Source organism: Methylobacterium sp. D53M (assembly GCF_053345625.1).
This window is the reverse complement of record NZ_JBKFAL010000003.1, coordinates 338,633-363,621: the sequence shown is the minus strand read 5'-3', so window position 1 is coordinate 363,621 and position 24,989 is coordinate 338,633. Positions and strand designations below refer to the sequence as shown.

Annotated in this window: 20 protein-coding genes; 7 read left to right on the top strand and 13 right to left on the bottom strand. The window is 73.1% G+C overall.

What is annotated here, in order from left to right; all coding sequences use genetic code 11:
• Positions 1-476 precede the first annotated feature (476 nt).
• A complete protein-coding gene (locus ACLBYG_RS09125) occupies positions 477-1,382 on the top strand; it encodes an NAD(P)-dependent oxidoreductase (RefSeq protein ID WP_447681262.1) in 906 nt (301 codons plus the stop codon).
• 60 nt (positions 1,383-1,442) lie between these two features.
• Here ACLBYG_RS09125 and ACLBYG_RS09120 read toward each other — a convergent pair whose 3' ends face one another.
• The 3 genes from ACLBYG_RS09120 to ACLBYG_RS09110 form a co-directional block, all read right to left on the bottom strand.
• The gene (locus tag ACLBYG_RS09120; RefSeq protein ID WP_091680195.1) at positions 1,443-1,679 is read right to left on the bottom strand and encodes a DUF6894 family protein; all 237 of its coding nucleotides are present in this window, start codon (positions 1,677-1,679) and stop codon (positions 1,443-1,445) included.
• A gap of 72 nt (positions 1,680-1,751) precedes the next feature.
• The gene (locus ACLBYG_RS09115; RefSeq protein WP_091925936.1) at positions 1,752-3,674 is read right to left on the bottom strand and encodes an ABCB family ABC transporter ATP-binding protein/permease; all 1,923 of its coding nucleotides are present in this window, start codon (positions 3,672-3,674) and stop codon (positions 1,752-1,754) included.
• Between the two features lie 87 nt (positions 3,675-3,761).
• The gene (locus ACLBYG_RS09110) at positions 3,762-3,956 is read right to left on the bottom strand and encodes a DUF1127 domain-containing protein (protein WP_020092364.1); all 195 of its coding nucleotides are present in this window, start codon (positions 3,954-3,956) and stop codon (positions 3,762-3,764) included.
• Positions 3,957-4,060: 104 nt separating this feature from the next.
• Between ACLBYG_RS09110 and ACLBYG_RS09105 the strand changes: the two genes are divergently transcribed.
• Complete coding sequence (locus ACLBYG_RS09105; RefSeq protein ID WP_447681261.1) at positions 4,061-5,395, top strand: aminotransferase-like domain-containing protein; 1,335 nt, start codon at positions 4,061-4,063, stop codon at positions 5,393-5,395.
• A gap of 10 nt (positions 5,396-5,405) precedes the next feature.
• Here the strand turns inward: ACLBYG_RS09105 and ACLBYG_RS09100 are convergent, their stop codons facing one another.
• Positions 5,406-6,902, bottom strand: coding sequence for a LysM peptidoglycan-binding domain-containing protein (locus ACLBYG_RS09100; RefSeq protein WP_447681270.1), 1,497 nt, complete (start codon positions 6,900-6,902; stop codon positions 5,406-5,408).
• 227 nt (positions 6,903-7,129) lie between these two features.
• Here ACLBYG_RS09100 and ACLBYG_RS09095 point away from each other — a divergent pair, with 227 nt between their 5' ends.
• The 3 genes from ACLBYG_RS09095 (at position 7,130) to ACLBYG_RS09085 (ending at position 13,112) form a co-directional block, all read left to right on the top strand.
• Positions 7,130-7,726, top strand: a complete 597-nt coding sequence (locus tag ACLBYG_RS09095; RefSeq protein WP_331314439.1) for an LOG family protein — start codon at positions 7,130-7,132, stop codon at positions 7,724-7,726.
• 34 nt (positions 7,727-7,760) lie between these two features.
• Positions 7,761-9,539: a methanol/ethanol family PQQ-dependent dehydrogenase gene (locus tag ACLBYG_RS09090; protein ID WP_447681260.1), complete on the top strand. Its 1,779-nt coding sequence runs from the start codon at positions 7,761-7,763 to the stop codon at positions 9,537-9,539.
• Between the two features lie 411 nt (positions 9,540-9,950).
• Complete coding sequence (locus ACLBYG_RS09085; RefSeq protein WP_447681259.1) at positions 9,951-13,112, top strand: autotransporter domain-containing protein; 3,162 nt, start codon at positions 9,951-9,953, stop codon at positions 13,110-13,112.
• Here ACLBYG_RS09085 and ACLBYG_RS09080 read toward each other — a convergent pair.
• A complete protein-coding gene (locus ACLBYG_RS09080) occupies positions 13,096-14,016 on the bottom strand; it encodes a LysR family transcriptional regulator (RefSeq protein ID WP_447681258.1) in 921 nt (306 codons plus the stop codon). The two genes, ACLBYG_RS09085 and ACLBYG_RS09080, sit on opposite strands and share 17 nt — an antisense overlap.
• Before the next feature lie 92 nt (positions 14,017-14,108).
• Here ACLBYG_RS09080 and ACLBYG_RS09075 point away from each other — a divergent pair, with 92 nt between their 5' ends.
• Positions 14,109-14,990, top strand: a complete 882-nt coding sequence (locus tag ACLBYG_RS09075) for an aldo/keto reductase family oxidoreductase (RefSeq protein ID WP_447681257.1) — start codon at positions 14,109-14,111, stop codon at positions 14,988-14,990.
• 158 nt (positions 14,991-15,148) lie between these two features.
• Here ACLBYG_RS09075 and ACLBYG_RS09070 read toward each other — a convergent pair whose 3' ends face one another.
• From ACLBYG_RS09070 to ACLBYG_RS09040, 7 genes are all read right to left on the bottom strand, one after another.
• A complete protein-coding gene (locus ACLBYG_RS09070; protein ID WP_447681256.1) occupies positions 15,149-16,378 on the bottom strand; it encodes an ABC transporter substrate-binding protein in 1,230 nt (409 codons plus the stop codon).
• A gap of 262 nt (positions 16,379-16,640) precedes the next feature.
• A complete protein-coding gene (locus ACLBYG_RS09065) occupies positions 16,641-17,528 on the bottom strand; it encodes a BKACE family enzyme (protein WP_100251988.1) in 888 nt (295 codons plus the stop codon).
• Positions 17,529-17,546: 18 nt separating this feature from the next.
• On the bottom strand, positions 17,547-18,305 hold the full coding sequence (locus tag ACLBYG_RS09060; RefSeq protein WP_447681255.1) for an SDR family NAD(P)-dependent oxidoreductase: 759 nt from the start codon (positions 18,303-18,305) through the stop codon (positions 17,547-17,549).
• The gene (locus ACLBYG_RS09055) at positions 18,302-19,252 is read right to left on the bottom strand and encodes a 3-hydroxyacyl-CoA dehydrogenase family protein (RefSeq protein ID WP_447681254.1); all 951 of its coding nucleotides are present in this window, start codon (positions 19,250-19,252) and stop codon (positions 18,302-18,304) included. The genes ACLBYG_RS09060 and ACLBYG_RS09055 overlap by 4 nt, the downstream gene beginning before the upstream one ends.
• A 64-nt stretch (positions 19,253-19,316) precedes the next feature.
• On the bottom strand, positions 19,317-20,168 hold the full coding sequence (locus tag ACLBYG_RS09050) for an AAA family ATPase (RefSeq protein ID WP_056532716.1): 852 nt from the start codon (positions 20,166-20,168) through the stop codon (positions 19,317-19,319).
• A 233-nt stretch (positions 20,169-20,401) separates the two neighbouring features.
• Positions 20,402-21,043: a hypothetical protein gene (locus tag ACLBYG_RS09045; RefSeq protein ID WP_020092351.1), complete on the bottom strand. Its 642-nt coding sequence runs from the start codon at positions 21,041-21,043 to the stop codon at positions 20,402-20,404.
• A complete protein-coding gene (locus ACLBYG_RS09040; RefSeq protein ID WP_447681253.1) occupies positions 21,040-22,299 on the bottom strand; it encodes an ATPase in 1,260 nt (419 codons plus the stop codon). Before ACLBYG_RS09040 ends, ACLBYG_RS09045 begins: the two co-directional genes overlap by 4 nt.
• 310 nt (positions 22,300-22,609) lie before the next feature.
• Between ACLBYG_RS09040 and ACLBYG_RS09035 the strand changes: the two genes are divergently transcribed.
• Positions 22,610-24,454 (top strand): cation:proton antiporter domain-containing protein, encoded by a 1,845-nt coding sequence (locus ACLBYG_RS09035; protein WP_447681252.1) that lies wholly within the window; start codon positions 22,610-22,612, stop codon positions 24,452-24,454.
• Positions 24,455-24,503: 49 nt separating this feature from the next.
• Here ACLBYG_RS09035 and ACLBYG_RS09030 read toward each other — a convergent pair whose 3' ends face one another.
• On the bottom strand, positions 24,504-24,911 hold the full coding sequence (locus ACLBYG_RS09030; protein ID WP_020092348.1) for a hypothetical protein: 408 nt from the start codon (positions 24,909-24,911) through the stop codon (positions 24,504-24,506).
• Between the last annotated feature and the right edge of the window lie 78 nt (positions 24,912-24,989).

Genomic DNA, 24,989 nt, shown 5'->3' with positions numbered 1-24,989 from the left:
GAGTGCCGCCCGGTCTCACGCCCGCGTCCGAGGCACGCCCCGCACCGGTCCGCCGCCCGGGGCGATGGCGGCTGAGAGCCACCGACGCGGGCGCCGCCCCGTCCCCGGACCCGCACGGTCAGCCACCGGGCGGGCCCCCGAAGGGCGCCCCGGGATCGCTCCCGGGCCGCCGCGGACAGGTGCGGTCAGGAAGCACAAAATAGGAACATTGTCAAGGCAAACTGAGCCGCGCGCCGCTGTCGACGACGCTTCTCCGTCATCGCGAGCGCAGCGAAGCGACCCAGGGCGGCGCAACATCGGCAGGCGTCGCGCTGCTGGCTCGCTCCGCTCCGCTCGCAAGGACGTCGGTGCCGAGAAACCATCGGCCGCAATTCCGGGGCCGGGGCTGGAAGACGGCCCCGTCCGGCGACATGCTGGCGCGGCGCCTCCCCCGCACGGACAGGGGGCGCCCGGACACTCGGAACAGGGACACCCGCATGGCCGCGCGCCTCGCCCTCCTCGGCCTCGGCGCGATGGGGCACCCCATCGCCTACAACCTCGCGGCCAAGCGGGGCTCCGACGCCGAGACGCTCGTCGCGATCGACACCGACCCGGCGCGCCTCGCCGGCCTCGCCGCGCCGGGCCTCGTCGCCACCACCGATCCCGGCCAGGCCGCCGGCGCCGACGTGCTGTTCCTGTGCCTGCCGAACGGCGACGCCGTCGAGGCGGCCCTCCTCGGGGACGGCGCCCTGGCGGAGCGCCTCGCCCCGGGGGCGGTCGTGGTCGACCTCAGCACCATCGCGCACGCCAAGGCCCTCACGGTCGGCCGCGCCGTGGCGGCGACCGGACGCGCCTTCGTCGACGCGCCCGTCTCCGGCGCGCCGGCCGGCGCCGAGGCCGGGACGCTCACCGTGATGTGCGGCGGCGCGGCCGGGGCGGTCGCCCGGGTGCGCCCGCTCCTGGAGCGGATCGGCACGACAATCCTGCACATGGGCCCGGCCGGGTCCGGCCAGCTCACCAAGACGATCAACAACGTGCTCTACGACATCAACATCGCGGCGCTGGCCGAGGTGCTGCCGATGGCCGTCGCCATGGGGCTCGACCCGGATCAGGTCGCCCAGGTGGTCACGACGGGCACGAGCCGGAGCTACGCGGCGCAGTACTTCGTGCCGCGGATCCTCCGGGGCCAGTTCGACGAGGGCTACCCGATGGGGGCGGCCTACAAGGACCTCGTCGCCGCCGCGGCGGTCGCGGCGGAGAACGGCTTCCCGATGCCGGTCACGGCGGCCGCCACCGCCACCTACCAGACCGCCCTGCGCCAGGGCCACGGCGATCGGGACAAGGGCGCCATGGTGCTGCCGTTCGAGGACCTGCTCGGGGTCCGGGTGCGGTCGCGGCCGTAGGGGCCGGCCGTAGCGGCCATCGGGCGGTCGATCCCGACCGGCCCGCCCGCGCCCTGGATCTTACGGCAGCTCGAGCACGTCCCTCAGCGGCACGACCGCCAGGACCTGCCCCGACGCGTCGGCGATCTCGAAGGCCTGCCCGGCCAGCACCGCGCCGTCGACCCGCTGGATCTCCAAGAGCGCCCGGGCGGAGCGCTCGGCCTCGGTGCGGGCGGCGTCGAGGTCGGGCAGGTCGGCGCCGTCGAGATCCTCGACCAGCCACTGACCGTCCCGGATGTGCAGGTAGAAGTGCGGCATAACCGCAGAACCGCGCTTACCGCCTCCGGTTGCGTCCCGGCCGCGTTGCGCGGACCGCGTGTGGCCTTTCGGTCACTCCGCGGCCTCGGTCTCCGGCACGGCGGCGTGGCCCGTCCGGGGCGGGAGCACCGGCGCGTCGGCGCGCTGGAGCACCTCCAGGGCGGCGTCGGCCTCCCGCTGGCGGTCCCAGAGCGCCGCGTAGACGCCCCCGGCCTCCAGCAACGCGGCGTGGGTGCCGCGCTCGACGATGCGGCCGTGGTCGAGGACCAGGATCGCGTCGGCGTTGACCACCGTCGACAGCCGGTGGGCGATCACCAGGGTGGTCCGGCCGCGGCTGACCCGGTCGAGCGCCGCCTGGATCTCGGCCTCCGTGAAGGAGTCGAGCGCCGAGGTCGCCTCGTCGAGGACCAGGATCGGCGGCGCCTTGAGGATCGTGCGGGCGATGGCGACCCGCTGCTTCTCGCCGCCCGAGAGCTTCAGGCCGCGCTCGCCCACCGGGGTGTCGTAGCCCTCCGGCAGCCCCGAGACGAAGCGGTCGATCTGGGCGAGGCGGGCCGCCTCCCGCAGCTCCGCGTCGGTGGCGTCGGCCCGGCCGTAGCGGATGTTGTAGCCGATCGTGTCGTTGAACAGCACCGTGTCCTGCGGGACCATGCCGATCGCCGCCCGGAGCGAGGCCTGCGTCACCGCGGCGATGTCCTGCCCGTCGACGCTGATCCGGCCCCCTTGCGGCTCGTAGAACCGGAACAGCAGGCGCGAGAGCGTCGACTTGCCGGCGCCCGAGGGCCCGACCACCGCCACGGTCTGGCCCGCCGGGATCTCGAAGGTGACGCCGCGCAGGATCGGCCGCTCGGGATTGTAGGCGAAGCGCACGTCCTCGAACCGCACCGTGCCGCCCGCCACGGCCAGCGGGGCGGCGCCCGGCCGGTCGGCGATCTCGGGGTTCTGCCCAAGGATGCGGAACATGTCGTCGATGTCGATCAGCGCCTGTTTGATCTCGCGGTAGATCATGCCCATGAAGTTGAGCGGCATCGCGAGCTGCACCAGCATGGTGTTGGCGAGCACGAAGCCGCCGATCGTGGTGCGCCCGGCCAGGATATCGCGCGCCGCGAGCCACATCACCACGGTCATGCCGAGCGTGAAGATCACCGCCTGCCCGGCATTGAGCACCGCCAGCGACACGTAGGTCTGCGTCGAGGCCTTCTCGTACTTGGCCATCGACTCGTCGTAGCGGCCGGCCTCCCGGGCTTCCGCGCCGAAATACTTCACCGTCTCGTAGTTGAGCAGCGAGTCGACCGCCTTGGTGTTGGCGTCGGTGTCGGAGGCGTTCATCCGGCGGCGGATCGCGATCCGCCACTCGGTCGCCTTGTAGGTGAAGGCCAGGTAGGCCGCGACCGTCAGGAACGCGGTCAGCGCGTAGGTCCAGTTGAACTCGTAGGCCAGCACGCCGAGTACCAGCACGAACTCGACGATGGTCGGCACCAGGGTCAGCACCATCAGGCGCGACAGCTCCTCGATGCCGGCGCGGCCGCGCTCCAGAACCCGGGTCAGGCCGCCGGTCTTGCGCTCCAGGTGGAAGCGCAGGGACAGGCGGTGCATGTGCTCGAAGGTCTGGAGCGCCAGCCGCCGCACCGCGTGCATCGCCACCTTGGCGAACAGCCCGTCGCGCACCTGCGTCAGCGCCGACATGGCGATCCGCGAGAGGCCGTAGAGGGCGATCAGCAGCATCGGCGCGGCGAGGAGGCCGGTGGGCACGGCCTCGTCCTTGCCGCCGACCGCGGCGACCAGCGCGTCGGTGATCCACTTGAAGGTGAACGGCGTCACCATGGTCACCAGCTTGGCGGCGAGCAGCAGGCCGAAGGCCAGGAAGACCCGGCGCTGCAGGTCGGGCCGGCCGTGGGGCCAGAGATGCGGCCAGAGCCGCCGGTAGGTGGCGATCAGGCCGGGGCGCTCGGCCGGGATCGGCGTCCCGGCCGCGGGCGCGGAGTTGTCGGTCATGAAGGGTTCTGCGGGGCGGGATGTCCTGGCCCCGCATATAGGCCCGCTGCCGCGCCGGAGCACCCGCGCTGCGTGCAGGCCCCCGCCTCACGCCCGCCAGAACGGCTTCGCGACCTCGGCGCGCAGGTCCCAGGGCTCGAGGCCGGCGTCCCGGGCCTGGTCGGGGTGGAGCGCCGCCAGGGCGCGGCGGGTGCGGATCCGCTGCAGCCACGTGCGGAGCAGGGACGGGCGCGCGGTCGGACGCGTGACGGCGGGCGAGGAGGACAGGGTGACGGCTTGCATCGCAGACGATCCGGTGGCGGGAAGGCAGTCCGGCCGGGATTGCTGGCGGAGCATTGATCCGATACAAATCTCGGATCAATCGAAACATTGACCTCGGAGCAATTATGCGCCGCGCGGATTATCGCACCGTCGCCGACGCGATCGCGGCCGACATCGCGGCGGGCCGGCTGCGCCCCGGCGCGCGGCTGCCGCCGCAGCGCGACTTCGCCTACGCGCGGGGCATCGCGGTCTCGACGGCGAGCCGGGTCTACGCCGAGCTGGCCCGCCGGGGGCTGGTGACCGGCGAGGTCGGGCGCGGGACCTACGTCCGCAGCGAGCCTGGGCGCGCCGGGTTGCTCCGCCCGGAGCCGCCCCCGGCCGCCCTCGACCTGCAGCGGACCCACTCGCGCCTGCCCGAGCAGGAGGTGGTCCTGGCCGAGACCCTGGCGGCGCTCGCCCGCGACGACGGCCAGATCGGCTTCAGCCAGTACGGGCCCGCGGGCACGCCGTCGGCGCAGGCGATCGCCGCCGGGTTCCTGGCGCGGGCGGGCTACGCCCCCAACCCCGCCGACATCCTGTTCACCGGCAACGGCCGGCAGGCGCTGGCCGCCGCCCTGGCGGCCCTGGCGGCGCCCGGCGAGCGGATCGGCTGCGAGCCCCTGACCTATCCCGGGGTGAAGGGCATCGCGGCGCGGCTCGGGATCACGCTGATCCCGCTCGCCATGGACGCGGAGGGCGTCTGCCCCGAGGCGCTGCTCCAGGCCCACCGCGCGACCCCGCTGAGCGGCGTCTATCTCCAGCCGACCCTGCACAACCCCCTCGGCGCCACGATGGGGCCGGCGCGCCGGGCCGCCCTGGCGGAGGTGCTGGAGCGGACCGGGCTCACCGCCGTCGAGGACGCGGTCTACAGCTTCCTGGCCGAGGCGCCGCCGCTCGCCGGCCTCGCGCCGGACCGGGTGATCTTCGTGGACAGCCTGTCGAAGCGGGTGATGCCGGCGCTGACCGTCGGCCTGATCGCCGCGCCGCCTGCCCTCACCGACCGGCTCGCCGCCTCCGTCCGCCAGGGCGCCTGGACGGTGCTCGGCCTGTCGCTCGCGGCCGGCATGCACTGGATGGCGGGGGGCTCGGCCGCGGCGCTGGCCGAGGCCAAGCGCCGGGACGCCGCGGCCCGGCAGGCCCTCGCCCGGGCCGCGCTCGCCGACCTGCGGGTCGTGGGCGATCCGCAGGCCTACCACCTCTGGCTGGAACTGCCCGAGACGTGGCGGGCCGAGGCCTACGCGGCCGCGGCCCTGCGCCAGGGCATCGCCCTCCTGCCGGCCTCGTCCTTCGCGGTCCATCCCGGCCACGCGCCGAACGCGGTGCGCCTCGCCCTGGCCTCGCCGTCGCGGGAGGAACTCGACCGGGCGCTGCGCGGCCTGCGCCGGCTGGCCTTCGCGGGCGACGACCAGGTGGTGGAGTAGGCGGCGCCGCTCAGCCGCGCTTGTCGGTGGGCAGCACCAAGATCTGGCCCGGGTAGATCAGGTCCGGATCGCGGATCTGGTTCTGGTTGGCGTCGTAGATCACCGTGTAGCGCTCGCCCCGGCCGTAGGTGCGCTGGCTGATCCGCCAGAGGTTGTCGCCGCGGGTGATCCGGGCGGTGCTGATCTCCGGCACGAACACCGCGCCGACCCGGTCCGGCTCCGCCATGTCGGCCACCTGGGGGTTCGAGACGGCGGCCGGCGGCGAGGCCGCGGCCGGCCGGTCCCGGTCGGCACCGTCGCGCGCGGCCTGATCGGGGCCGGCGCGATCCCGCGCGCCACTCTGGGCGGGCGACGGTCCGGACTCGGCGGTCTCCCGGGCGGCGACCTGCGTCGGCTCCGGCACCGACAGGGGGACCGCGGCGCGGCTGGCGACCTTGCCGGTGGCCGGATCGACCTGGTCGATCCGCACCTGGTACTGCCCGGGCTTGATCCCGCGCCCGATCGTGAAGGTCGCCCGGCCGTCCGGCCCGATGCTGCCCGGGGCGATCATCGTGTCGTTGAGGTAGAGCTGGATCCGCGCCCCCGGCGTGCCGGTGGCCGTCACGAACAGGCGGCCGTTCCCCTGCACGTCCACGCTGGCGATCCGGGTCGGCCCCGCCCCGGACGCCGCGGCCTCGCGGGTCTCCCCGCTCCCGGCCGGCCGGCCGGCCCGCGCCGCGTCGGCGTCCCGGGTACCCGGCTCGGAAGCCGGACCGGAGGATCCGGCGCCGCCCTTCGCGCCGGCCGTCGCGCCCGGCGCGCCGGGCTGCGACAGCACGACGGTCGCGGCGTCCGGGGCGGTCAGGGCCACGAGCGGCTGGCGGTCCCGGCCGGGGGCCACGTCCACCGCGACGCTCTGCTGCGACTCGGTCGCGCGCCCGTCCGCGCCGGTCATGCGCAGGCGGAGCGTGCTGGCGCCCGTCGGCAGGGCCGGCGGCACGATCGCGAACTGACCGTTGGAATCGGCCTTCGCCCGGGCCACGGGCTTGCCGTCGACCAGCATCTCGATCGCGGCGTCCGGCGCGCCGCGGCCGGCCACCACGGCGTCGCCGTTCGGCTCGACGCGGACGATGTCGAAGCGCGGCGCCTCGGCCGCATCCGGCAGGCGCGCATCCTGGCCCGGACCGGCCTGCTGCGCCCCGGCTGTGCCGGCCTGCGGCGCCCCGGGGGTGCCGGCGCGGGGGGGCTGCGGGAGCGCCGCCACCGGGCCTTCCCCCGGCGCCGGACTCGCCCGCCCCGGCTTGTCGTCGCGGAAGTCGATCGTCGGGTCGGCGCGGCCGGCCAGGGCGCCCGGATCGGCGAGGCTGCGCAGGCTGCCGCTCGGCGCCGACGACGCGGACGGCTCGGGACCGCCGCGGCCGGTAAGCCGCCGCAGGGAGTCGCCGCCGAACAGCGCCAGCACGAGTCCCAGTCCGCCGAGAAGGCCGGCCAGCGCCAGGGCGAGACTGCGCCGCACCTGTCTCGACATCGCCACGAAGGCCTCCCCTCATCCTGCCGCCGCCCGGCGGGCGGCCGTCCGCCCGCGCGAAAAGCCGTCGACGGCGCCGCCCATAATACCGTACATGGTCCCCACACCAAGCCGTCCTGCCGCCCAGGCGGGTGAATCCCACGCGAATTCAGCAGTTTGGCACGTGGAGTGCTGGGCGCGGGGCGCGATCTGGACGGCTCGCAACGGACGCGCGAGGAGGACGCCGGATGGCTCCGGTGAGGACAGTCTGTGTCTATTGCGGCTCCGGCTTCGGCCGCGACCCGGCCTTCCGCGAGGCCGCCGAGACCCTCGGGACCGCGGTCGCGCAGGCCGGGATGGGCCTCGTCTACGGCGGCGGCGACGTCGGGCTGATGGGCACGGTGGCGCGGGCGGCGCTCGCCGCCGGCGGCCACGTCACCGGCATCATCCCGGATTTCCTCCAGGCGCGCGAGCACATGCTGGCGGACATCCAGGAGACCGTGGTGGTCTCCGACATGCACACCCGCAAGCGCCTGATGTTCGAGCGCTCGGACGCGTTCGTGACCCTGCCGGGCGGCATCGGCACCCTGGAGGAGCTGGTCGAGCAGCTGACCTGGGCGCAGCTCGGGCGCCACCGGAAGCCGGTGGTGCTGGTCTCGGTGGCGGAGTTCTGGGCGCCGCTGCTGGCCCTGTTCGAGCACATGCGCGGCCACGGCTTCATCCGCGAGGGGCTCGACCTGAGCTACCTCGTCGCGCGCGAGGCGGCCGAGGTGGTGCCGATGCTCCGCGCGGCCGGCCACGAGCCGGACCCCCGGGCCGAGAGCATCGTCCAGCAGCGCATGTAGGTGCGCGCGCCGCGCGGCGATGAGGATCACGAGGATGCGTGCGTCGATGCGTGCTTCACTGCTCGCGGCCCTGCCGCTCGCCGGCCTCGCCTCCGCGGCGGCGGCCGGCCCGTCGCCGGTCCTGCAGACCCTGGACTACGCCAACACCCGCTACTCGGCCCTCGACCAGATCGACGCCGGCAATGTCGGGCGCCTGAAGGTCGCCTGGACCTTCTCCACCGGCGTCCTGCGCGGCCACGAGGGTGCGCCGATCGTGGTCGGACACCTGATGTTCGTGCACACGCCGTTCCCCAACGTGGTCTACGCCCTCGACCTCGACCGGGGCGGGAGGATCCTGTGGCGCTACGCGCCGCGGCAGGACGCGAGCGTCATCGCCGTGATGTGCTGCGACACGGTCTCCCGGGGGCTCGCCTACGCGGACGGGCGGTTGTTCCTCCAGCAGGCCGACACCACCGTGGTGGCGCTCGACCCCGAGACCGGCCGGGTGCTGTGGTCGGTGAGGAACGGCGACCCGGGCCGGGGCGAGACCAACACCGCCACGGTCCTGCCGGTGCGCGGCAAGCTCATCGTCGGGCTCGCGGGCGGCGAGTACGGGGCGCGCTGTCACGTCACGGCCTACGACCAGGCGACGGGCCGGCGGCTCTGGCGCGCCTACGCCACGGGGCCCGACGCCGACATGCTGGTCGATCCGGAGACGACGACCGAGCTCGGGCGCCCGGTCGGCCGCGATTCCTCGCTCAAGAGCTGGGAGGGCGACCAGTGGCGGACCGGCGGCGCCTGCAGCTGGGGCTGGTTCTCCTACGATCCGGACCTGAACCTCGTCTATTACGGCACCGGCAATCCCTCGACCTGGAACCCGAACCAGCGCCCGGGCGACAACCGATGGGCGCAGGCGATCATCGCCCGCGACGCCGATACGGGCATCGCCCGCTGGGTCTACCAGATGACCCCCCACGACCAGTGGGACTACGACGGCGTCAACGAGATGATCCTCACCGAGCAGGTGATCGACGGCCGCGCCCGGAAGGTGCTGACCCATTTCGACCGCAACGGCTTCGGCTACACTCTGGACCGGGCCACCGGCGCGCTGCTGGTGGCGGAGAAGTTCGACCCCACGGTGAACTGGGCCAGCCGGATCAGCGTGGATCCCGCCGCGCCCGATTACGGAAAGCCGGTGGTCGACAAGCGCTACGCCCCCGGCGAGGCCGACGAGGACGAAGCAACCAAAAATATCTGTCCCGGGGCGCTCGGTGCCAAGAACCAGCAGCCGGCCGCCTACTCGGCCAAGACGCGGCTGTTCTACGTGCCGACCAACCACATGTGCATGGATTACGAGGCGTTCCGGGTTACCTTCACGCCCGGCCAGCCCTATGTCGGCGCGACGCTCACCCTGCACCCGCCAGAGGGTTCGGACCGGACCGGGGCGTTCATCGCCTGGGACGGCGCGAAGGGCCGGATCGCCTGGACGATCCCGGAGCCGTTCTCGGTCTGGTCGGGGGCGCTCGCCACGGCGGGCAACGTGGTCTTCTACGGCACGCTGGAGGGCTACCTGAAGGCGGTCGACGCCCGGGACGGGCACGAGCTGTACCGGTTCAAGACCCCGTCCGGGATCGTCGGCAACGTCACCACCTACCTGCACGGCGGCAAGCAGTACGTCGCGGTGCTGTCCGGGGTCGGCGGCTGGGCCGGGATCGGCCTGGCGGCCGGGCTGACCGACCCCGCGGACGGTTCGGGGGCGGTGGGGGGCTACGCGGCCCTGTCGCAGTACACGGCGCCGGGCGGGCAGCTCACGGTGTTCGAACTGCCGCAGTGAGCCGCCCCGGCGGCGTCCGCACGCGCCGCCGGGCGATTCGCACGGCATCTCCCCGACCTTCCGAGGCACTCCCGCGCCGGGTCTGGCTGGACGCATCCCGGGCCGCCTCTCCTGTCCCGCATGACCCCGCCACCGGCGCCGGTGGCCGGTCTCGGGCGGGCCTATCCAGATGCGGCCGCGCCGCTCACGGCGATCGATGACCGGTCAGAAGTGATGGCCGGGCAAATTCAGAAGTAAAAATTCTAATTCCTCAAATATAACTATAAAAAATAAGCCGTCTAACAGAGTGTTGCTCAGAGGATACGAATCGAAAATGCGTCCGATTTTGAACGAACTATGACGATCTGCCGTCGATGATCTTGGATATGGGGCGCGCGACCGGCCGGATGGGGCGGTGTCGGGGAGCGCGTCATGACACGAGGATATGGGGTCTCACTCGCCGCGCTGGCGGTCGTGCTGCTCGGTCCGGGCGCCCAGGCGCAGACGGCCGGCAACGGCGTCGACATCCTGTCGGGTTTCCGGCGGATCTGGATCCCCGGACGGACCTACGACACCGGATCGCCCACGGTCCTCGGGGCGCCCCTCCTGCTGCGCAACATCCAGATCGTCGCCGAGCGGGCGCGGGAGCGGACCGGCGCGCAGGAGATCGCCGCCTATTACGACGACCGCCGCAACCAGAGCTACAGCGTCATCGACGGCCTCGGGCCGCTGACGCGGGCCTATCTGGCGGGATCGGGGGCGACCACCACGATCCCGGCCTTCGACGCGACCACGTCGCGCGTGCAGTACGTCGACCAGGGGACCGGTGCCGGCGTGACGACGTCGCCCCTCGGGAAGGTCGTGCAGCTGGTCAACGCGTTCCGGACCAACGCCTCCACCGGCCCGGCCAAGGACGCCTACAGCTATCCGCGCCCCTGGCGGCAGAGCCTGGACGGCCAGGGCCTCGGCTTCGTCGTGCCGCCCTCCCTTGGGCCGGAGAAGAGCCCGACCCCCGCGACGGACGGCGGCTTCCCGAGCGGCCACACCAACGCCGCCTATCTCTCGGCCCTCGCCCTGGCCTACGCGGTGCCGCAGCGGTTCCAGGAACTGCTCACCCGCGCGAGCGAGCTCGGCGACAACCGGATCGAGGCGGGCATGCACTCGCCCACCGACGTGATCGGCGGCCGCGTGCTGGCGACCTACTTCGCCATCCGGGCGCTCAACGACCCGGCGAATGCGGCCCTGCTGGGCGAGGCCTTCGCGCAGGCGCAGAGCTACCTGAGCCAGGCCTGCGGCGGCCCGCTGGAGCGGTGCGCCCAAGCGCCCGTGGATCCGGCCACCGACCGGTTCTCCGATTACGCGCGCAACAAGGCCGCCTACACGGCGCGCCTGACCTACGGCCTGCCACCGGTCGGGCCCACGGACCGTCCGCCGGTGGTCCCCGTGGGTGCCGAGGCGCTGCTCGCGACCCGCTTTCCCTACCTCACGGCGGCGCAGCGCCGCGACGTGATCGCGACCACGGAGCTGCCCTCCGGCGGCTTCCTCGACAACGGGCTGGGCTATGACCGCATCAACCTGTTCGCCGCCGCCGACGGCTACGGCGCCTTCAACGGCACGGTCACCGTCACGATGGACGCGGCCCGGGGCGGGTTCTCGGCCTACGACGTCTGGCGCAACGACATCGGCGGCGCGGGCGGCCTCGTGAAGCTCGGCAGCGGGACGCTGGTCCTGACCGGCGCCAACACCTACGCGGGCGGCACGACGATCGGCGGCGGGACGCTCGTCGGCCATGCCGGCGCCTTCGGCACGGGCGCCATCGTCGACGACGCGGCGCTCGTCGTGGATCAATCGACCGACGGGACGCTGGCCAACGCCGTCTCGGGCTCCGGGACCCTCACCAAGACCGGGGCGGGCACCCTCACGCTCACCGGGCTCAGCACGCTGACGGGCGCCACCGCGGTGCAGGCCGGTCGGCTCGTCGTGAACGGCGGCCTCGCCCACTCGGTCGTGTCGGTGCTGCCGGGGGCCGAGCTCGGCGGCTCGGGCACGCTGGGCGGGATCGTCGCGCTCGCGGGCGCCACGGTGGCGCCGGGCAATTCCATCGGCACGCTCACGGTCGCCGGCAACGTCGGCTTCGCGCCGGGCTCGACCTACCGGGTCGAGGCCGACGCCGCCGGCCGGGCCGACCGGATCGCCGCCACCGGCACCGCCACCCTGTCGGGCGGCACCGTCCAGGTGCGCGCCGCCTCCGGCGCCTACAACCCGCGCACCACCTACACGATCCTCTCCGCCGCCGGCGGCGTCTCCGGCCAATTCGCCGGCGTGACCGCGAACCTCGCCTTCCTCACCCCGGGCCTGCGCTACCGGACCGACGCGGTCGACCTGACGCTCACCCGCAACGACGTGCCCTTCGCCGCCAGCGCCACCTCGCGCAACGGCGCGGCCGCCGCCAACGCGATCCAGGCGATCGGCGCCGGCCGGCTCTACGACGCGGCGGTCGCCTTCACGGCCAACGAGGCCGGCAGCGGCTTCCGGGCGCTGGCCGGCGACATCCACGCCGGCACCGTGTCCACCGCCTACGAGACCGCCTTCTTCGTGCGCGAGGCGGTGCTCGACCGCCTGCGCTGGGGCGATCCCGGTGCCGGGCTCGACGCCGGCGCCCTGCCGGCCGCCGACGCGGCCGACCTGCCCGGCCGGGCTGCGGTGGTGGCGACCGTGCCGGTGCGCACCCTCGACCCGCAGGTGTTCGGGCTCTGGGGCCAGGGCTTCGGCGCCTTCGGCACGGCCGATGGCGGCGGCAACGCGTTCGGCCTCGACCGGCAGATCGCCGGCTTCGCGGCCGGCGCGGACGTGCGGCTCCCCGGCGGGCTGCGCTTCGGCGCGGTCGGGGGCTACACGGAGGCCTTCCTCGACAGCGCTGGCCGGGCGGGCGGCGCGAGCCGGGCAGAGAGCGCGACGCTCAGGAGCGGGTTCGGCGGCCTGTACGGCGGCTACGAGCTCGGCCCGCTGTCGCTGCGGCTCGGCGCGCTCTACGCCGACACGGACGCGCGCACCCGCCGCGCGGTGCAGTACGGCCTGTCCGACACGCTGAGCGGGCACGGCGGCGGCTCCACGGTGCAGGGCTTCGGCGAGATCGGCTGGAGGATCGCGCTGGGCACGCCGGCGGCGCGCTTCGTCGAGCCGTTCGCGGGCGGGGCCTATGTCGGCATCCGGCGCGGCGCCTTCGCGGAGGCCGGGGGCGCGGCGGCGCTGGCGAGCTTCGCGCGGGACTACGACCTCGGCGCGGCGACGGTGGGCGTGCGGGCGCAGGCGCGCCTGGACCTGGGCCTCGGCCTGCCGGTGACGCTGCGGGGTCTCGTCGGCTACCGGCGCGCGTTCGGCGACGTCGTGCCGACGGCTCTGCTGGCCTTCGGAGCGGGCGGCCCGGCCTTCCTGAGCGCGGGCGTGCCGATCGCCCGGGACGCGCTGGTGGCGCAGGTGGGCCTGGACCTGGCGGTGGCGCCGGACGCGAGCCTGGGCGTGGCCTACACGGGTCAGACCGGAACCCGCGCCCAGGATCAGGCCGTGACGGGCCGCTTCACCCTGCGGTTCTAGCGCGCGACGCCTGCGCGCCGACGAAGTCCACGAAGGCGCGCAGGGGCGCCGGCAGGTGCCGCCGGCCGGGATAGTAGAGGAACGGGCCGGAGAAGACCTGCCACCAGGGCTCCAGCACCGGCTCCAGGGCGCCGCTGTCGAGATGCGGCCGCAGCCAGTCCTCGAACAGGTGGACGATCCCGGTGCCGGCGATCGCGGCCTCGACCGCGAGGTCGCTGGCGCCGACCCGCACGATCAGCGGCCCGGACGGGTCCACCCGGACGATGGCGCCGTCGCGCTCGAATTCCCAGGGCGCCGTCAGGGCGCCGCTGGGGAAGCGGCCGAGCAGGCAGGCATGACCCAGGAGATCCCGCGGGTGCTCCGGCCGGCCGCGCTTCTCGAGATAGGCCGGCGCCGCCGCGGTGGCGAAGCGCTGCCGCCGCGGGCCGATCGGCACGGCGATCATGTCCTGCTCCAGCCGCTCGTCGTAGCGGATGCCGGCGTCGCAGCCCGCCGCCAGCACGTCCACGAACCCGTCCTCGACGACCACCTCCAGGCGGATCTCCGGATAGGCCGCCAGGAAGGGCGGCACGAGCGCCGGCAGCACCAGCCGGGCAGCGCTCAGCGGCACGTTGAGCCGGAGCGTGCCCGCGGGACGGTCGCGGAACCCGTTCACCACGTCGAGGGCGGATTCCACCTCGGCGAGGGCCGGCCCGAGCCTCTCCAGCAGGCGGGCCCCCGCCTCGGTCGGCGCGACGCTGCGGGTGGTGCGGTTCAGGAGGCGCACCCCCAGGCCCGCCTCCAGCCGGCGCACCGCCTCGCTGAGGCGCGACGCGCTGCCGCCGCCGGCGCGGGCGCCTTCGCGAAAACCGCCGGCCCGCGCCACGGTCACGAAGGCGGCGAGGTCCGTGAGATCCTGGGTCATCGTTCGAGAATCCGCACGGCCCGTGCCGATTGTCACGGCTTATCGGCGCAAAGCGTGGCGTCTACATCCGGAGCGCCAACAGGAGATCCGTCATGACCGCCATCACCGCCGACATCGCACAGGCCGGGACCTTCCCCCTCGGCGGCCGGAAAGTGAAGCGGCTCGGCTACGGGGCCATGCAGCTCGCCGGGCCCGGCGTGTTCGGACCGCCGAAGGACCGCGCGGCGGCGGTCGCGGTGCTGCGGGCGGCCGTGGCGGCGGGGGTCGACCACATCGACACGAGCGACTTCTACGGGCCGCACGTCACCAACCAGATCATCCGCGAGGCGCTGCACCCCTATCCGGACGACCTCGTGATCGTCACCAAGGTCGGCGCCACGCGCGGGGCCGACGCCTCGTGGGACCCGGCCTTCTCGGCCGAGGACCTCACCCGGGCGGTCCACGACAACCTGCGCAACCTCGGCGTCGACGCCCTCGACGTGGTCAACCTGCGCCTGATGTTCGACGTCCACGGCCCCGCGGAAGGCTCGATCGAGGCGCCGCTGACGGTGCTGGCGGATCTCCAACGCCAGGGGTTGATCCGCCGGATCGGCCTGAGCAACGCGACGCCCCGGCAGGTCGCGGACGGGCGGCGGATCACCGACATCGTCTGCGTGCAGAACCAGTACAATCTCGCCCATCGGGGCGACGACGCCTTCGTCGACGATCTGGCGGCGGCCGGGATCGCCTACGTGCCGTTCTTCCCCCTGGGTGGGTTCAGCCCGCTGCAGTCGGACACCCTGTCGGCGGTGGCGGCCGGGGTGGGCGCGACGCCCATGCAGGTGGCGCTGGCGTGGCTGCTGCGCCGGTCGCCCAACATCCTGCTGATCCCGGGGACGTCGTCTCTCGGCCACCTCCGCGAGAACCTCGCGGCGGCCACGCTCGCGCTCCCGGATGAGGCGATGGCGGCGCTGGATCGGATCGGGGCGGCGTGAACGGTTCCCGTCCGGACGCCTCGGTTGCGGTCTCCCTCACCGTCATCACGAGCGCAGCGACGTGACCCAGGGCAGCGCGACGACGGCGGGCGTCGCGCCGTCTGGTTCGCTTCGCTCCGCTCGCAAGGACGGCGGTGCGGAAAGGAGCGACCCGAGGCCTACTTCGCCGTCATGCCGGCCACCATCGGGCAGCCGCCCTCGCTCATCGGGCGGAAGGCCTGCTCGGCCGGGATCGTCTCCAGCACCTTGTAGAGATCCCATTCGCCCTTCGACTCGGAGGGCGCCTTGGCCTCGAACAGGTACATCGGGTGGATCTTGCGCCCGTCCGGCCGGATCGTGCCCTTGCCGAACAGCGGGTCGTCGGTCGGCATCTCCTTCATCTTGGCGACCACGGCGGCGCCGTCCTTGGCCGAGCGCAGGGCCGCCACCGCCTTCAGGTAGTGCAGCGTGCTGGCGTAGACGCCCGCCTGGTACGAGGTCGGCTTCTTGCCGGGCATGCGCTTCTCGAAGCGCTCCGCGAAGGCCCGGGTGCCGTCGTTGAGGTCCCAGTAGAACGAGGCGGTGAAGGCGAGGCCCTGCGCCACGTCCAGGCCCAGCGAGTGGATGTCGGTGATGGCGATCAGCAGGGCGGCGAGCGTCTGACCGCCCTGGCGGATGCCGAACTCGTGCGCCTGCTTGATGGCGTTGGCGGCGTCGAGCCCGGCATCGGCGAGCCCGATCACCTGCGCGCCCGAGGCCTGGGCCTGGAGCAGGAACGAGGAGAAGTCCGGGTTCGGGAACGGCGTGCGCACGCCGCCGACGACCTTGCCGCCGTTCTTCTCCACCACCGCCTTGGTGTCGCGCTCCAGGGCGAGGCCGAAGGCGTAGTCGGCGGTGATGAAGTACCAGGACTTGCCGCCGCGCTTGAGGATGGCCTTGCCGGTGCCGTTGGCCAGCGCCGCGGTGTCGTAGGTCCAGTGCACGGTGTTGGGCGTGCAGGCCGGGCCGGTGAGGTCGGCGGTGCCGCCGCCCGAGTTGATGAAGGCCTTGTTCTTCTCCTTGGTGATCTGCGCGATGGCGAGCGCCACCGAGGAGGTCGGCACGTCGAACACCGCGTCGACGCCGTCGCGGTCGTACCATTGCCGGGTGATGGAGGCGCCGACATCGGGCTTGTTCTGGTGGTCGGCGGCGACGACCTCGACCTTCAGGCCGTGCGCCTCCGGCTTGAAATCCTCGACCGCCATGCGGGCGGCGACCACCGAGCCCTCGCCGGTGGAGTCGAAGTAGACGCCGGAGCGGTCGTTCAGCACGCCGATCTTCACCGGCACGAGGTCGGCCGCGAGCGCCGCGCCGGCGCCGAGCGCGCACAAGCTCCCGAGCAGCGCCGCGGCGCGGTGGCGGAGCGTCATGTCTCTCTCCCTGTCGTGTCCACCCGGCGGCGTTGATCGCCGCTCGGAATGTTTCCGAAGGCAGAGTATCCGTGGCGGTCCGCGGCTGAAACGGGTGCGCGTGAGGATGCCGGCGATCCGTCAGGGGCAGCCTTCGCGAGGTGCTGCCCCCGTCTTTGCGAGCGGAGCGAAGCAATCCAGCAGCACCACGCACGCCGAGGTCGCGCTGCCCTGGGTCACTTCGCTGCGCGCGCGATGACGGGGAGCGGCGGCGATCGGCCTCTCAACCGCCCCGCGGCGTCAATCCGAAGATCGCCCGCGCCTGATCGGGCGTGGCCGGCTCCCGGTCGATGTGGGCCAGCAGGCTCACGGCCTTCTCCACCAGGGCGGCGTTGCTCGGCGCGAGCGTGCCCCGGGACAGGTACAGGTTGTCCTCCAGCCCGACGCGGACGTTGCCGCCCATGCCGGCGGCGACCGCGAGGATCGGGAACTCCTCCCGGCCGATGCCGAAGGCCGACCAGACCGCGTCCTCCGGCAGCCGGGCGCGCATCGCCACGAGGGCTTCCGGCGTCGCGGGCGCTCCCCAGGGGATGCCGAGGCAGATCTGGAACAGCGGCGGGCGCGCCAGATGCCCCTCGGCGATCAGGTGCCGGGCCAGCTCGATCTGGCCGAGATCGAACACCTCGATCTCGGGCTTCACGCCCGCGTCGCGGATGTGGCCCGCCATCGCCCGCAGGTGGCCGGGGGTGTTGAGGAACAGGTGCTCGCCGAAGTTCATCGTGGCGATGTCGAGGGTGCAGATCTCCGGCCGCAGCGCGCCGACATGCCGGGTGCGGGCCTCCGGTCCCACGAAGGTCGTGCCCGGGCCGGCGACCGACGGGTCGGGGTCGCCCGGCACGAACCGGCCTCCCGCCCCCGTGGTCAGGTTGAGGATCACGGCGTCGTTCTTCTCGCGGATCCGCTCCACCACCTCGCGGTAATGGGCGAGCTCCATGCTCGGCGCGGCGGTCTCGGGGTCGCGGACGTGGATGTGGACCACGGCCGCCCCGGCGGCGGCGGCCTCGAGGGCTGACTGCGCGATGGCCTCCGGGCTCACCGGCACGGCCGGGTTCTTCCGCGGCGTGTCGAAGGAGCCCGTGAGGGCGCAGGTGATGACGGTGGTGCTCGCCATGTGTGTGCTCCCCGCGCGTCAGATCGCTCCGCCGTCGACCGTGATGGTCTCGCCCGTGATGTAGGCCGCGCCCGCGCCCAGGAAGAAGATCGTCTCGGCGATGTCCTCCGGGCGGGCCATGCGGCCGAGCATCGTGCGCCCCACGGTCGAGGCCTTGCGCTCCTCCGACCAGGGCTCGGTCCAGGGCGTGGCGACGAGGCCGGGCGCCACCGCGTTGACGCGCACGTCCGGCGCCAGCGCCCGGGCGAGGCTGCGGGTCAGGTTGATCAGCCCGGCCTTGCTCGCCGAGTAGGCGACCGACGAGCCGCGCCGCCCGAGGCCGGCCACCGACGCGGTGTTGACGATGGCGCCGCGGCTCGCCTTGAGGGTCGCGGCCGCGGCCTTCGCGCAGCGGAACGGCCCGAGCAGGTTGGTCGCCAGGATCGTGGCCCAGAAATCCTCGGTCATCGCGTCGAGGTCCTCGAAGGCGATGGGCGTGGTCGTGCCCGACGTGCCGGCATTGTTGACGAGCACGTCGAGGCCACCGAGCCGGTCGATGCCGGCCGCGACCATCGCCTCGGCCTCGCCCGCCCGCGACACGTCGCCGGGCAGCGCGATCACCGCGAATCCGGCTCCGGCGAGCCGGGCGGCCTCTTCGGGGCCGCGGGGATCGTCCGGCAGGTGGTTCAGCGCCACCGCGGCGCCGTTGCGGGCGAAAATCGCGACGGTCGCGAGCCCGATCCCCGACGAGGCTCCGGTGACGAGGACGCGCCGCCCGGACAGGTCCGCTCCGATCATGATCCCTCCATCCGGCCGATCCCGGCCATCGCCGCCTTGAGCGCCAGGAGCTTGCGGTCGCGCTCGCGGAACAGCTCTTCCGGCGGCCGCCCGCCCCAGTCGAAGTAGCCCTTGCCGGCCATCACCCCGGTCCGGCCGGCGGCGCACAGGGCATCGAGGGTCTCGGAGCGGGTGCGCGGGGGCGGCGGCGCGTAGCTGCCGTTGGCCAGCGCCCGCTGCGTCAGCTCCAGCCCGGTGAAGTCGGCCTTGGCGAGGTGGCCGAGGATCGGGATGCGCAAGGCGAGCCCGTGGACGATCGCGTCGTCGATGTCTCGCGGCGCGGCGACGTCCTCGTCGAGGAGCCGGAACACCTCGGCGCTGATCGCCTGCTGGATGCGGTTGGCGACGTAGCCGGGGATGAAGCGCTTGAGCACGATCGGGACCTGGCCCAGGCCGCGCACGAACTCGGCCATGGCGGCGACGACCGCCGGGTCCGTGCCGGGCCCCGGCACCACGTCGACGAGGTCGACGATGTAGGGCGGCGTGTACCAGTGCAGGATCAGCGCCCGCGCCTGCCGGCGCTCCGGGATCAGCGGGAAGACGTCGAGGTAGCTGGTGTTGCTGGCGAGGATCGCGTCGGCCGGGCAGAGCCGGTCCAGCTCGGAGAAGAGCGCGCGCTTGGCCTCCGGGTTCTCGGTGATCGCCTCGATCACGAGGCCGGCGCCCGAGACCGCCGCGTCGAGCGCCGCCTCGACCCGGACGGCCCGGGCCAGCCGCGCGGCATCCCAGCCCTCCGGGGCGGCGCCGGCCTCCCGCAGGGTCGCGAGGGCGGAGTCCATCAGGCCGGGGATCCGCGCCCGGGTCTCGGGCCGCGTGTCGGTGATCCGCACGCCGTGGCCGGCGAGCGCCAGCACCAGGGCGATGCCGTGCCCCATCACGCCGCCGCCGACGATCGCGATCTCGCCCATGCCGCACGCTCCTGTCCCTGCCCCGGGCTCCTCTCGCGGGAATCCTCGGGTCGTCCGTCCGGCCTCAGCCGCCGCGCTGGTCCCGGCGCATCATGAAGGCCAGCTTCTCGAACAGGCTGACATCCTGCTCGTTCTTCAGCAGCGCCCCGTGCAGCGGCGGGATCAGCTTGCGGCCGTCCTGCTCGCGCAGGGTCTCGGGGGCGATGTCCTCGGAGACGAGGAGCTTCAGCCAGTCGAGCAGCTCCGAGGTCGAGGGCTTCTTCTTGAGGCCCGGGACCTCGCGCATCGCCAGGAAGGTCCGCAGGGCCTCCTCGACGAGGCGGTGCTTGATGCCCGGATAGTGGACGTCGACGATGCGCTGCAGCGTCTCGGAATCGGGGAACTTGATGTAGTGGAAGAAGCAGCGGCGCAGGAACGCGTCCGGCAGCTCCTTCTCGTTGTTCGACGTGATGATCACGATCGGCCGGCGCACGGCCTTCACGGTCTCGCCGGTCTCGTAGACGTGGAACTCCATCCGGTCGAGTTCGGTCAGCAGGTCGTTGGGGAACTCGATATCGGCCTTGTCGATCTCGTCGATGAGCAGGACCGGGCGCTCGGGCGCGGTGAACGCCTCCCAGAGCTTGCCGCGCCGGATGTAGTTGGAGATGTCCGAGACCCGGGGGTCGCCGAGCTGGGAGTCGCGCAGGCGCGAGACCGCGTCGTACTCGTAGAGCCCCTGCTGCGCCTTGGTGGTCGACTTGATGTTCCAGACGATCAGCGGCGCGCCCAAGCCCTTGGCGATCTCCTCGGCCAGCACGGTCTTGCCGGTCCCGGGCTCGCCCTTCACGAGGAGCGGCCGCTCCAGGACCACGGCGGCGTTGACCGCCGCGGTGAGGTCGGGGGTCGCGACGTAGGTCTCGGTTCCGGAAAAGCGCATCGCGGTCTCGGAGAGAGGGGCTCGGGCCAAGGGGTAGCGCGCCGCGCCGCCGGGCCGCAAGCGCCGAGCCCTCCCGGCCGTCCCAGTCGGTGCCGGCTGATGCGCCCACCGAACGGTCCACGCCGTCATCACGAGCGAAGCGAAGCAATCCAGGGTAGCGGGACGTTCGGAGGCGTGGCGCTACCCTGGATTGCTTCGCTTCGCTCGCAAGGACGGTGGCGCCGCGAGCGATCTCAGCCCTTCTCGTGCCAGACGCAGTTCCGGGCGAGGATCTCGAGGTTGACGTCCGACTTCTGCGGCTGCGGCAGGGTCTTGCCGTCCATGGCGAGGTCGATCTTGATCTCGACCTGGCCCTTCGCCTCGTTGGAGCGGCGGGAGAAGTAGCAGTACTGCTGGTAGGGCTGCTCGGCGCTGTCCTTGAAGTTCCAGCCGGTCACGATCTGCCCGTCGAGGTAGGGCACCTGCTTGAACACCGTGAAGGTCGTGTTCACCGCGGCCTTGGAGGCCGGGGCGGCGTCGTTGCCGAGCTGCGCCTTGGTGGGCGTCGGCGTCGCCGGCGCCTTGGGCAGGCCCTCGAGCTTGAGGGTGTTGTCGGTGAGCGTGACCTCGCCCTTGGTCTTCAGGGTCACGTCCGACAGCGCCGCCTGCATGGCGGCGGCGATCTTCTCGGCGGCGGTGTCAAACTGGTTCAGCGTCGCCCAGCCGTAGGCCGCCGCGCCGACGCCGATGCCCGCGAGGCACGCGAAGGCGCCGAAGCCCAGCGCCCGGAACAGGAAGGCCCGGGCCGCGACGTAGCTCGAATCCGCCCGCAGGCGGGAATTCACCTGCTGGGCGAGGGCGATGTTCTCGGGGGTCCCGCTCGCGACGTAGTTCATGCGCCGGCTCCAGCGGCAGGGAGGGTCGGGCCCGGATGGGTCTGGTTCGGCAGCGCCTGCTGGCCCTGGGCCGGCCGGTTCATCGGGATCACCGCGCCCGACGCGTTGGCGGCGCGCGGCAGGATCGGCTCGGGGTGCGAGCGCAGGGCGTCGGCGATCGCGTCGAGCATGTAGGGGGCCGCCTCCGGGTTCACGGCGGCGCCGAGATCGTCCTCGTCCATGAAGGTCCGGCGGGTCGAGACCGCGCAGAGCGCCAGGATCGTCGACGCGAAGGCGGCGCAGACCGCGGGCAGGAACACGAAGATCCGCAGGAAGGCGTGGACCTGACTCTCGGTCACGTCGATCGGGTCGACGCCGTAGACCATGGCGGTGAAGGAGTGGAGCTGCGACCGGTTGACCGCATTGCGGTAGCCCTGCTCGGCGTCGGCCACGCGCCGGTCGGCGGCGCCCGGATCGAGGGCGGCGCGCGCCTTGCGGGCCTCCTCCAGGTCCTTGATCATCCCGGCGCGGTCGGCGGACGCCTTGGCGACGCCCTGCGACAGGGCGGCGACGCGGGGATCGGCCACGCATTTCAGGTTCTGGTACTTCCGGCCCTTGCTGTTGGTGCCGAAGACCCGCTCGCAGCGCTGGGCCGGGAGGCCGGCGAGCTGCTGGGCGTTGTCGGCGGAGCGCTTCTCGATCTGGTCGAGCTCGGCCGTGTACTGCGCCACGCGCTCGTCGGCCGCCTTGATCCGGTCGCCGATCGTGGCGCGGTCGGCCTGGGCGTCCTTCAGGGCGGTCTTGGTCCGGGCCGCCTCCATCAGGCGGGGATGGAACATCATCTCGCCGAGCTGCGACACCGACTTGGTGGTCACGCCCGCCGCGAAGATGATGCCCAGCACGGCGAGGCCGCGCACGAAGTAGGAGCGCTGGGTCCGGGCCAGGATGCCGAGCGGCACGCGGCACAGCTCGACCGCGGCGTAGACCAGCGGCGCCAGCAGCATGAAGTAGAAGGCGTGCCAGTCGCCGTCGCTGTAGACGCCCGCGAACAGCCACGCGCCCCAGAGCGAGGCGCCGATTACCATGAACTCGACGAGGTACGCGATCGCCACGTAGCCCCACTTGATGCGGTAGCCCTTCTCGACGTGGCGCTGGTGCCGCCAGCGGTCCGACTCGAGCTTCCACTCGCGCTTCTCGCGCGCGAGGTCACGGCTGGGGGGCGCTGCCGGACCGGCAAATATCGATTTGATGGAGATCATCGGCCTCGTCGCATCCATCCGGTCCAGTTCCGGGCCGAGCCCGGCCGAGCTTAACCCCCGGTTAACTCAGGCGTGTATGCGCGCATTGTGCCGATTTTGGGCCGCGTTGCACGCCTTCACCGCATGCCTCCTTTGGATGCCGTCCGCATCCCGCGTGCCGGTGACCGAAATGTCTCACCCGCGCCTGTATCCGGCTTGTGTCGGAACGCACGTCCGCGGGACCGGTCGCGGGCCGAATCCGGTTGCTCCGAGGGCGGCGCCGACCCATGATCGCGCGGCCGTGAGCGGCGCTCCCCACCCCCGAGAGACGAGGTTCGATCCGCCGCCGATGCCAGAGGTCCACGCCGGCTCCTACAAGGAAGCGATCCTGTTTCTCGTCACAGCGGGCATCGTGGTGCCGCTGTTCCACCGCCTGCGGATCTCGCCGGTGCTCGGCTTCATCGGCGCCGGGGCCCTGCTGGGGCCCTTCGGCCTCGGCCGGCTGGCCGACACCTATCCCTCCGTGCACCTCTTCACCATCGGCAACCGGGCCGAGATCTCGCACCTCGCCGAGTTCGGCGTGATCTTCCTAATGTTCATGATCGGGATCGAGCTGTCGTGGGAGCGCCTGCGGGTGCTGCGCCGGCTGGTCTTCGGCCTCGGCTCCCTGCAGGTGGGCTGCTCCGCGCTGATCCTCGGGGCGATCCTCTACGGGCTCAACGTGCCGCTCACCGGCGCGGTGATCGTCGGCATCGGCCTCGCGCTGTCGTCGACCGCGGTGGTCCTGCCGGTCCTCGCCGAGCAGAAGCGGCTGAACGCGCCGACCGGGCGCACGAGCTTCGCGGTGCTGCTGTTCCAGGACCTGGCGGTGGCCCCGGCCCTGTTCGCGATCGCGGTGCTGGGCCGCGACGACGGCGGCGACAAGGGCTGGGCCCTCGCCCTGGCGCTGGGCCAGGCGGCGATCGCGCTGGCCCTGATCGTGGTGGCGGGCCGCCTCGCCCTGCGCCCGCTGTTCCAGCTCGTGGCGCGCACGCGTTCCACCGAGCTGTTCATGGCCGCCTGCCTGCTGGTCATCGTCGGCACGGCGCTGACCGCGGCGGCGAGCGGCCTGTCGATGACGCTCGGCGCCTTCGTGGCCGGCCTGCTGCTGGCCGAGACCGAGTACCGCCGGGCCATCGAGGCGACGATCGACCCGTTCAAGGGCCTGCTGCTCGGCGTGTTCTTCGTCTCGGTGGGCATGAACCTCGATCCGGCGCAGCTCATGGCGACGCCGGGCGCGATCATCGGCCTGTCGCTGGCTCTGGTCCTGATCAAGGCCGCCGTGGTGATGATGGCGGCCCCCGTCCTGAAGATCCCCCGGCCGGTGGCGCTGGAGACGGCGCTCCTGCTCGGTCCGGGCGGCGAGTTCGCCTACGTGCTGATCGGCGGCGCCATGGCGACCGGCCTGGTGCCGGAGGAGGTCGGCGCGGCGGCCCTCGTGGTGACCACGGTCACGATGATCATGATCCCGGCGCTCGCCGCCGTCGGCCGCCGGCTCAAGCTGCGGGCGACGGCCGGCGCCCAGGCCACCGCCAAGGCGGAGCCGGTGCCGGAGCGCGTGGGGAACCGGGTGATCGTCGCGGGGTTCGGCCGCGTCGGCCGGCAGGTCGGCGAGATGCTGGAGCGGCACAAGATCCCGTACATCGCCCTCGATTCCGACGCCGCGCGGGTGGCCGAGCAGCGCCGTGCCGGGGCGCCGGTCTATTTCGGCGACAGCGGCAACACCGAGATGCTGCGCCGCTGCGACATCGCCACGGCTCGGGCGCTGGTCGTCACCCTCGACAATCCCCGCGCCGTCGAGGCGGCGGTGGCGGCGGCCCGCGCCGAGCGGCCGGACCTGACCATCGTGGCCCGAGCCCGCGACGCCCGCCACGCCTCCTCGCTCTACGAGCTCGGCGTCGACGACGCGGTGCCGGAGACGATCGAGGCCTCGCTGCAGCTGTCGGAGGCCGTGCTGGTCGATGTCGGCGTGCCGATGGGGCTGGTGATCGCGTCGATCCACGAGCGGCGGGACGAGTACCGCGCCCTGCTGAAGAAGCGCGAGGGCGAGTCGAAGCCGATCTTCCGGGCCCGCCGGACCGTCGGGAAGGCGCTGGGCAAGGCCCCGGTCAAGCGGGAGCCCGAGCGCCAGGAGGCGGCCGGCCAGGAGGCCTGAGGGGGCGGCCTGAGGCAGGAGATCCGAGCGTAGGTCCCGGGGGCCCCGCTCAGATCAGGACCGGGTGCGCGTCCTCGTGCTTGGCCCGCCGCGCCGCGCGGCTGCGCGGCGCGGGCTCGAACCCGTCGGCGAAGCTGCACCGGTAGACCAGCTCGTCCGCCGGCCCGAGGCCGGTGACCAGGGGGACCGTCACGGTGTCGCCGGAGAAGCGCCAGCCGCGGGCGCCCTTGTCCCAGTAGAGCCAGACCGTCCCGGGATACCCCCGCAGAGTGAACACCGCGGCCTTGCGCGACAGGGCCTGCACCGCCCGCGGGGCGTACATGCCCTTGTCGCGGTAGGCGTCCCGGGTCGCCTCCGGCTGACGGTCCATGAAGGTGTTGCGCACCAGCTGAATCGTCGCCCCCGGCTTCCCGAGAAACCGCTTGAATTCCGTCAGATTCCGCAGGATGACCGCCATCGCAGGTCTCCTCGCCAGCTCCGTGTCGGCCGCGCTGCCGCGTCCGCACACACTCGATGTCCCGAGTTGAGCGATTCC

Excerpts from the sequence above, each read along its gene's own strand:
- ACLBYG_RS09125 (WP_447681262.1), top strand. The coding sequence starts at position 477 with ATGGCCGCGCGCCTCGCCCTCCTCGGCCTCGGCGCGATGGGGCACCCC.
- ACLBYG_RS09120 (WP_091680195.1), bottom strand. The coding sequence starts at position 1,679 with ATGCCGCACTTCTACCTGCACATCCGGGACGGTCAGTGGCTGGTCGAG.
- ACLBYG_RS09115 (WP_091925936.1), bottom strand. The coding sequence starts at position 3,674 with ATGACCGACAACTCCGCGCCCGCGGCCGGGACGCCGATCCCGGCCGAG.
- ACLBYG_RS09110 (WP_020092364.1), bottom strand. The coding sequence starts at position 3,956 with ATGCAAGCCGTCACCCTGTCCTCCTCGCCCGCCGTCACGCGTCCGACC.
- ACLBYG_RS09105 (WP_447681261.1), top strand. The coding sequence starts at position 4,061 with ATGCGCCGCGCGGATTATCGCACCGTCGCCGACGCGATCGCGGCCGAC.
- ACLBYG_RS09100 (WP_447681270.1), bottom strand. The coding sequence starts at position 6,902 with ATGTCGAGACAGGTGCGGCGCAGTCTCGCCCTGGCGCTGGCCGGCCTT.
- ACLBYG_RS09095 (WP_331314439.1), top strand. The coding sequence starts at position 7,130 with ATGGCTCCGGTGAGGACAGTCTGTGTCTATTGCGGCTCCGGCTTCGGC.
- ACLBYG_RS09090 (WP_447681260.1), top strand. The coding sequence starts at position 7,761 with ATGCGTGCGTCGATGCGTGCTTCACTGCTCGCGGCCCTGCCGCTCGCC.
- ACLBYG_RS09085 (WP_447681259.1), top strand. The coding sequence starts at position 9,951 with ATGACACGAGGATATGGGGTCTCACTCGCCGCGCTGGCGGTCGTGCTG.
- ACLBYG_RS09080 (WP_447681258.1), bottom strand. The coding sequence starts at position 14,016 with ATGACCCAGGATCTCACGGACCTCGCCGCCTTCGTGACCGTGGCGCGG.
- ACLBYG_RS09075 (WP_447681257.1), top strand. The coding sequence starts at position 14,109 with ATGACCGCCATCACCGCCGACATCGCACAGGCCGGGACCTTCCCCCTC.
- ACLBYG_RS09070 (WP_447681256.1), bottom strand. The coding sequence starts at position 16,378 with ATGACGCTCCGCCACCGCGCCGCGGCGCTGCTCGGGAGCTTGTGCGCG.
- ACLBYG_RS09065 (WP_100251988.1), bottom strand. The coding sequence starts at position 17,528 with ATGGCGAGCACCACCGTCATCACCTGCGCCCTCACGGGCTCCTTCGAC.
- ACLBYG_RS09060 (WP_447681255.1), bottom strand. The coding sequence starts at position 18,305 with ATGATCGGAGCGGACCTGTCCGGGCGGCGCGTCCTCGTCACCGGAGCC.
- ACLBYG_RS09055 (WP_447681254.1), bottom strand. The coding sequence starts at position 19,252 with ATGGGCGAGATCGCGATCGTCGGCGGCGGCGTGATGGGGCACGGCATC.
- ACLBYG_RS09050 (WP_056532716.1), bottom strand. The coding sequence starts at position 20,168 with ATGCGCTTTTCCGGAACCGAGACCTACGTCGCGACCCCCGACCTCACC.
- ACLBYG_RS09045 (WP_020092351.1), bottom strand. The coding sequence starts at position 21,043 with ATGAACTACGTCGCGAGCGGGACCCCCGAGAACATCGCCCTCGCCCAG.
- ACLBYG_RS09040 (WP_447681253.1), bottom strand. The coding sequence starts at position 22,299 with ATGGATGCGACGAGGCCGATGATCTCCATCAAATCGATATTTGCCGGT.
- ACLBYG_RS09035 (WP_447681252.1), top strand. The coding sequence starts at position 22,610 with ATGCCAGAGGTCCACGCCGGCTCCTACAAGGAAGCGATCCTGTTTCTC.
- ACLBYG_RS09030 (WP_020092348.1), bottom strand. The coding sequence starts at position 24,911 with ATGGCGGTCATCCTGCGGAATCTGACGGAATTCAAGCGGTTTCTCGGG.